The 7,843-nt window shown below is 63.4% G+C and carries 7 protein-coding genes; all 7 read left to right on the top strand.

Annotated features, from left to right (window positions below):
- Positions 1-86 precede the first annotated feature (86 nt).
- A complete protein-coding gene (locus tag ACMZ6R_RS19570) occupies positions 87-947 on the top strand; it encodes a 50S ribosomal protein L11 methyltransferase (protein WP_416114632.1) in 861 nt (286 codons plus the stop codon).
- 83 nt (positions 948-1,030) lie between these two features.
- A complete protein-coding gene (locus ACMZ6R_RS19565) occupies positions 1,031-1,981 on the top strand; it encodes a UDP-glucuronic acid decarboxylase family protein (protein WP_416114631.1) in 951 nt (316 codons plus the stop codon).
- An 18-nt stretch (positions 1,982-1,999) separates the two neighbouring features.
- A complete protein-coding gene (locus ACMZ6R_RS19560) occupies positions 2,000-2,983 on the top strand; it encodes a glycosyltransferase family 2 protein (RefSeq protein ID WP_416114630.1) in 984 nt (327 codons plus the stop codon).
- Positions 2,980-4,014, top strand: a complete 1,035-nt coding sequence (locus tag ACMZ6R_RS19555) for a glycosyltransferase family 2 protein (protein WP_416114629.1) — start codon at positions 2,980-2,982, stop codon at positions 4,012-4,014. Before ACMZ6R_RS19560 ends, ACMZ6R_RS19555 begins: the two co-directional genes overlap by 4 nt.
- A gap of 1 nt (position 4,015) precedes the next feature.
- A complete protein-coding gene (locus ACMZ6R_RS19550; RefSeq protein ID WP_416114628.1) occupies positions 4,016-5,491 on the top strand; it encodes a B12-binding domain-containing radical SAM protein in 1,476 nt (491 codons plus the stop codon).
- Positions 5,492-5,594: 103 nt separating this feature from the next.
- Positions 5,595-6,530 carry a glycosyltransferase gene (locus tag ACMZ6R_RS19545; protein ID WP_416114627.1) on the top strand — a complete coding sequence of 312 codons (936 nt, stop codon included), beginning with the start codon at positions 5,595-5,597 and terminating at the stop codon, positions 6,528-6,530.
- Positions 6,531-6,575: 45 nt separating this feature from the next.
- Positions 6,576-7,643: an NAD-dependent epimerase/dehydratase family protein gene (locus ACMZ6R_RS19540; protein WP_416114626.1), complete on the top strand. Its 1,068-nt coding sequence runs from the start codon at positions 6,576-6,578 to the stop codon at positions 7,641-7,643.
- Positions 7,644-7,843: the final 200 nt, after the last annotated feature.

Genomic DNA, 7,843 nt, shown 5'->3' with positions numbered 1-7,843 from the left:
GGGGTGCAGGGGAGGCAGCGCCTCCCCTGCCGGAAAGGTCAAGGAGAGGCGGCGCCTCTCCTTGTCTGAACATATGAGGAGTACCTGTGCGGACGTTATTGCGAGTGGACATCACGGTTCCTGATGTGGGCGATCTGGCCGAGCGGGTGGAGGCCTGGCTGGCCGGGCGCGTGGCCCAGGGCTGGGAGGAAACGCCAAGCGACGACGGCGCGGCCGTGCGTTTCCGGGTGCATCTGGAAGACGGACCGCCGGCCCGGGATTTCGCCGCCGCCGTGGCCGAGGACTGGCCGGAGCTTCCCGTTGCCCTGGAAACCATCGAGGAAGAGGACTGGGGCGCGGCCTGGAAGGAATTTTTCACGCCCATCGCCGTGGGCGGCATTTACGAGATCCTGCCGCCCTGGCTGGCCGACACCGATACCGAAGGCCGCGCGCCCATCCTCATCGAGCCCAAGATGGCCTTCGGCACCGGGCACCACCCGACCACGGCCCTTTGCCTGGAAGCGTTCGCCGCCTGCGCCGCCACCGGCCGCATCGCCGCCGGAAAACGGTTTCTCGACCTCGGCACGGGCTCGGGCATCCTCGGCATCGGGCTTACCAAGCTGGGCCTTGCCGGCTTCGGCCTGGACATCGATCCCCAGGCCGTATGGTGCGCGGCGGAAAACCTGCGCTTAAACGCCGTGGGCGACGCCATGGCCCTGGCCGTCGGCGGGGTGGGAGCGGTTTCGCCGAAGGCCGCCTTCGACGTCGTGGCCGCCAACATCCTGGCCGCGCCGCTTATCGCCATGGCCCCTCGCCTGGCCGGCCACGTGGCTCCGGGCGGCGTGCTCATCCTGTCCGGCATCCTGGTGGAGCAGGCTCCGGCCGTGGCCGCCGCCTACCGGGCCACGGGCCTGCCCGAGCCCGACACCCGCATCAACGGGGAGTGGGCGTCGCTTGCCTGGCAATGAGTTTACATTCGGAAAAAACGGGTTTACTAGGTCGCCTTGCTTCGCATAACCTTCTACCACAACCGTATTTCAAGGCCTAAGCCATGCACCTGAAAAAACGCGTTCTCGTCACCGGCGGCGCCGGATTCCTTGGTTCGCATCTGTGCGAACGTCTGATTAACGAGGGTTGCGACGTCATCTGCCTGGACAATTACTTCACCGGAGCCAAGCAAAACGTCAAACACCTGCTCGATAATCCTCATTTCGAGCTCATGCGCCACGACATCACCTTCCCTCTGTACGTGGAAGTCGACGAGATATTCAATCTGGCCTGCCCGGCCTCGCCCATCCACTACCAGCACGACCCGGTCCAGACCACCAAGACGAGCGTGCATGGGGCCATCAACATGCTGGGCCTGGCCAAGCGGCTTCGGGCCAAGATCATGCAGGCCTCGACCTCCGAGGTCTACGGCGACCCCTCCGTCCACCCGCAGCCCGAATCCTACTGGGGCAACGTCAACACCATCGGCTTCCGGTCCTGCTACGACGAAGGCAAGCGCTGCGCCGAGACCCTGTTCTTCGACTACCACCGCCAGCACAACCTGCGCATCAAAGTCGCCCGCATCTTCAACACCTATGGGCCGCGCATGCACCCCAACGACGGCCGGGTGGTCTCCAACTTCATCATCCAGGCGCTTCGCGGCGAGCCGTTGACCGTTTACGGCCAGGGCCAGCAGACCCGTTCGTTCTGCTACGTCGACGACCTCATCGAGGCCTTCCTGCGCCTGATGGACACGCCCGACGACTTCACCGGCCCGGTCAACACCGGCAACCCCGGCGAATTCACCATTCTGGAACTGGCCAAGATGGTCATCGAATACACCGGCTCCAAATCGACCATCGACTACCGGCCCCTGCCCACGGACGACCCCAAGCAGCGCCGTCCGGACATCACCCTGGCCAAGGCCAAGCTCGGCTGGGAGCCCAAGGTGCCGCTGACCGAGGGTCTCAAAAAAACCATCGAATACTTTGACGCCCTCCTGCGCAAACAGTAGCCGGGTACGGTTCGCTCAATGACGCATGACGACGCCAGCCGCCGCGCCCCCGGGCGCGGCGGCAAAATTTCCCTTGTGGTCCCCGTCTACAACGAGGGCAAAGGCCTTTGCGCGCTGCGCGACAGCGTGGTCGCGGTCATGGACGGCCTGCCCTACGACTGGGACTGCCTGTTTGTCGACGACGGCAGCCGCGACGGCTCCTGGGCCGTGATCGAATCCCTGGCCGATGCCGATCCCCGCTTCAAGGGACTCATGTTCTCCCGCAACTTCGGCAAGGAGATGGCGCTGACCGCCGGAGTCGAGGCCTCCATAAACGCCGACGCCGTCATCTGCCTCGACGCCGATCTCCAGCACCCGCCCGAGGTCATCCCCGAGCTTATCGCCAAGTGGGAGGAAGGCTACGACATCGTGGCCACCATCCGCGAGAAGGTCGCCGACTACACCCTGGTGAAAAAAATCGGCTCCAAGGGCTTTTACTGGTTCATGCGCCGGTTCACCGACCTCGACCTGCCCCCCAATTCCACCGACTTCCGCCTGCTGGACAAGAAAGTCGTGCGTACGCTCGCCAAGTTCACCGAAGGCTCGCGCATGTTTCGGGGCATCATCGACTGGATGGGCTACAAAAAGACCTACATCTCCTTTTGCGCCCCGGCCAGAAGCCAGGGCGAGCCGGCCTATTCCGTCAAGAAGCTCTTCAATCTGGCCATAAACAGCTTCACCTCCTTTTCCCTGGTGCCGCTGCGGCTGACCGGCTACCTTGGCCTCGGCATCATGGCCGTGACCCTCCCGCTGCTCGTGCTCATGGTCCTGGCCAACTGGTTTATCGGGGCCAACATCACGCCCATCGCCTTTTTCACCGTCTTTAACACCCTGCTCATCGGCGTGGTCCTTTGCGCGCTCGGCATGATGTCGCTTTACATCGGCCACATCCACACCGAGGTCGTCAACAGGCCGCTTTACATCGTGCGCTGCCGCGCCGGAAACTGGGACGAGCAGCAGTGACCCCCACCGCAATTCCCGACGCGCCTCTTTTTTCCATCATCATCCCCTTCAAGGCGCCCGGCCCCTACCTCGTCGAAAGCCTGCCGCACCTGCTGGGGCTGATCGAAAAAGATTTCGAGGTCATCCTGCTGCCCGACGCGCCCATGGACGTCGCCGCCTACACGGACGACCCGCGCGTGCGCGCCGTGGCCACCGGCCCGGTTTCCCCGGCCGTCAAGCGCGACCGGGGCGCGCTCCAGGCGCTTGGGGCCTACCTCGCCTTCATCGACGACGACGCCTATCCCGACCCGGCCTGGCTGACCGTGGCCAGGGTGGCCTTCGAGAACGACCCGGGACTTGCCGCCGTGGGCGGCCCGGCCGTGACCCCGCCCGACGATCCCTTCTGGGCCCGGGCCTCGGGCGCGGTGTTTTTAAGCCGCCTGACCGGCTTTCCCGAACGCTACCGCCCCACCCCGCCCAGCCGGCTGGTGGACGACTGGCCCACGGTCAACCTCGTGGTCTCCCGCGACGCCTTTTTTGCCGTCGGCGGCTTCGACACGGCCTGCTGGCCCGGCGAGGACACCAAGTTCTGCCTGGACCTGGTGCACAAAAAGGGCGGCACGATCCGCTACCTGCCCGAACTTTTCGTCTGGCACCACCGTCGGCCGGGACTGAAAAAGCACCTGCGCCAGGTCGGCAACTACGGCCTGCACCGGGGGCATTTCGTGCGCGTGCATCCCGAGACCTCCCGCCGGGTGCGCTATTTCCTGCCGTCGCTGTGGGTGCTTTTCCTCGTGGCCGCGATCCTGCACGGCCTTTTCGTGGCCGCCGGCGGCGTCTCCGTGCTCCCCTGCGCCGGGGGACTCATCGGCCTGGGGTTTGTCGCCTATGCCGTCTTTTTGCTTTCGATCCTGGCCGATCTCCTGCGTTTCGAGTCCCCGGCCGTCGCGCTTGCCGCCATGCCCTTCGTGGCGCTGACCCACGTCTGGTACGGCCTGCGCTTCCTTTACGGCCTCACCAAGAAAAAACTGATCAGCAGTCTCGGCAGGTAACATGAAAATTTCCGTGGCCTATCCGCCGCTCGCCTCGGACAAGGGGACCCCGCTCCTTTCCCAAAACCGCCAGTTCCAGTGGTTCACCAACCCGACCTACATCTATCCCATGGTGCCCGCCTACGCCGCCAGCCTGTGCGCCGCGCGCGGCCACAGCGTCACCTTCGACGACGGCATCGCCGACGAGATGACCTACGACGCCTTCCTGGCCGATCTGGTCAAAAAGGCCCCGGATCTCGTCGCCATGGAGACCAAGACCCCGGTCGTGACCAGGCACTGGAAGATCGTGGCCGACGTCAAGGCACGGCTGCCCAGGGCGGCCGTGGTGCTCATGGGCGACCACGTCACGGCCCTGCCCCGGGAAACCATGGAAAACAGTTCCGTGGATTACGTCATCGCCGGCGGGGACTTCGACTTCATCCTGGCCGATCTGGCCGACCACCTCGACGGCAAGGACGTGCCCATGCCGGCCGGCGTGTGGCGGCGCGAGGGGGGCGAGATCGTCGACGGCGGCCTGGGGAGCCTGACCCACAACCTCGACGAGCTGCCCTACATCGACCGCGACCTGACCAAATGGCAGCGCTACGCCTATAAAAACGGCAACTTCAAGTACACGCCCGGCACCTATGTCATGGCCGGCCGGGACTGCTGGTGGGGTCGCTGCACCTTCTGCTCCTGGACCACGCTTTTCCCTGGCGCGACCTATCGCACGGTCTCTCCCGAACGCCACGTGGCCGAGATCGAACGGCTCGTGACCGAACGCGGCGTGCGCGAAATCTTCGACGACTCGGGCTGTTTCCCGCGCGGGGCCTGGCTCGAGGAATTCTGCAAGCGCCTGATCGACAAGGGGCTCCACAAGAAAGTCGTCATGGGCTGCAACATGCGGGTGGGCGAACTGACCCAGGACCAGTGGAACCTGCTCAAAAAAGCCAATTTCCGCTTCATCCTCATCGGCCTCGAATCCATGTCCCAGAATACGCTCAACCGCCTGTGCAAGGGCATCAAGGTCGAGCAGATCGAACAGACCGTGGCCATGGCCAAGAAGGCCGGCCTCGAGCCCCACATCACCACCATGGTCGGCTATCCCTGGGAAACGCGCGAGGACGCCCGGCGCACCATCGACTTCGCCAAGTCGCTTTTTTCCCGTGGCCTGCTCAATACGCTCCAGGCCACCATCGTGGTCCCCTACCCGGGCACGCCGCTTTTCACGGAAGCCAAGGAAAACGGCTGGTTGACCACGGAGAACTGGGATGAATACGATATGCGGGCCTCTGTCTGGAAAAGTCCGATATCGAATGACGACGTGTTGCAATTCAAGGATGAGTTGTATAAAGCCGCTTTGACGCCGGCGTTTATCGCACGCAAGATCATGAGCATCCGCGATGTGGATGACGTGAAGTTCCTGTTTCGGGCCGCCGGCAAGCTCATGGGGCATCTGCTCAACAAAAGCCGCAACAAGGATTGCGGCTGTAAATAAGGCGAGCCCGCCACATCCTTGTCGCCGTCATGACCCGAAAACCTCGCGCCGCCGCGAAACAACGTCCATACGCCAGCCGTGCCGCAGGCAGGGGGCGCTAACCTTGGACCGCGTATCGGTGGTGGTCACCACCAGAAACGAAGCCGCCAACATCGACGCCTGTCTGGCGTCCGTGGCCGCCCAGGACTACCCTCGGGAAGACCTGGAGTTCATTGTCGTCGATAACGCCAGCACCGACGACACCAAGGCCATCGCCGGCCGCCATGCCGACATCGTGTGCGAGATGGGCCCGGAACGCTCGGCCCAGCGCAACCACGGCATGCTCACGGTGGCCAGCGGGCGCTACGTCATGTTTCTCGACGCCGACATGATCCTGTCGCGCACCGTGGTGCGCCGCTGCGTGGAGAAAATGGCCGCCGGCCAGCATGTCGCATTGCATATTCCGGAAATCGTGCTCGGCGCGGACTACTTTCCGTCCGTGCGCCGCTTCGAGCGCAGCTTCTACGACGGCACCGTCATCGACGGCGCCCGCTTCATCACCAAGGACGCATTCGCCGCCGTGGGCGGCTTCGACACCTCCCTGACCGGCCCCGAGGACTGGGACCTGGACAAGAAGCTCAAACGTATCGGCACCATAGGCCTCCTGTCGCGCTACGATTTCGACGCGGTGGACGCCTATGTCGCCGGCCTGCCGCGACAAGACTTTCTCGAGGCCCTCATCCGCTTCGAGGAAAAAAGCGGCCAGGACACGCCCCTTCTTTTCCACAACGAAGCCGCTTTCGACCTCGTGCGCTACCTCAAGAAAAAGACGTATTACACAGGCAGCGCCGAGGCCTATATCGCCAAATGGACCGGTCGGGACCCCGATGTCCGTCGCCAGTACGGCCTGGGCTATCGGTTTTTTGGCGTTTTTGTTGAACAAGGCCGCTACCGACGGCTTCTTTCCCATCCGGGCAAGGCCTTCGGCATGTATTTCCTGCGTTTTCTCGTGGGCGTGATGTTTCTGGCCAGAAGACCACGCCAGGCCGGAACCGCGTAAGCCGTCCCCGGGACGCGCACCCAATCCGTCAAAAGGAGAACTCCTGTGGCAGTCGCCATCGTTACCGGCTCGGCCGGCCTGATCGGTTCGGAAACCGTCAGATTCTTCAGCGAAAAGGGCTTTGACATCGTCGGCATCGACAACAACCTGCGCAAGACCTTTTTCGGCGAGGACGCCGACACTTCCTGGAACCGCAAGCGCCTGGAAGACACCTACAAGAACTACACCCACTACGACGCCGACATCCGCGACAACGAGGCCATTGCCAAGATTTTCGGCCGCTACGGCAAGGACGTCAAAGCCGTCATCCACTGCGCCGCCCAGCCCTCCCACGACTGGGCCGCCTCCGACCCCTTCATGGACTTCACCGTCAATGCCAACGGCACCCTGACGATGCTGGAGAACTACCGCAAGAACTGCCCCGAGTCGGTCTTCATCTTCACCTCCACCAACAAGGTCTACGGCGATACGCCCAACTACCTGCCGCTGATCGAGAAAGAGACACGCTTCGAAATCGACCCGTCCCACCCCTACAAGGACGGCATCGACGAGACCATGTCCATCGACCACACCAAGCACAGCCTGTTCGGCGCGTCCAAGGTGGCGGCCGACGTGCTGGTGCAGGAATACGGCCGCTATTTCGGCCTGCACACCGGCGTTTTCCGCGGCGGCTGCCTGACCGGTCCGGCCCACTCCGGCACCCGGCTCCATGGCTTCCTGTCCTACCTCATGCGCTGCTGCATCAGCGGCAAGAAGTACTTCATCTACGGCTACAAGGGCAAACAGGTCCGCGACAATATCCACGCCCACGACCTGGTCAACAGCCTGTGGCACTACTTCGAAAAGCCCCGCGTCGGCGAGGTCTACAACATGGGCGGCGGCCCCTACTCCAACTGCTCCATGATCGAAGCCATCGCCCTTTGCGAACAGATCTCCGGCAAAAAGCTCAACTACGAGTACCAGGACGACAACCGCATCGGCGACCATATCTGGTGGATCAGCGGGCTCAAGAAATTCGAGCAGCACTACCCCACCTGGAAGATCACCTACAACGTGCCGACCATTCTCAAGGAAATCTACGAGACGCAAAAAGACGTCGTCGAGCACGAGTAGAGAAGAAAGAAAAGAAAAGAAAAGAGAAGATGCCTCCGGCGGCCGGGGGGCCACGGGCCCCCCGGTCCCCCCGTCCCGGCTCTGGTCTGGCGGGAAGGGCGTTGGCTGCCGGGGAGTCGGTTGGGTGAAGATGGGGGCGGAATTTGTCGTGACGCTGCCGCCGCTTCGCGGCAGGCTCGTCCCAAGCAAATTCCGCCCCC

Origin of the sequence: Solidesulfovibrio sp. C21, from assembly GCF_047785625.1 — a bacterium.
Lineage (GTDB): Bacteria > Desulfobacterota > Desulfovibrionia > Desulfovibrionales > Desulfovibrionaceae > Solidesulfovibrio.
This window is presented reverse-complemented; position numbering and strand designations above follow the sequence as displayed.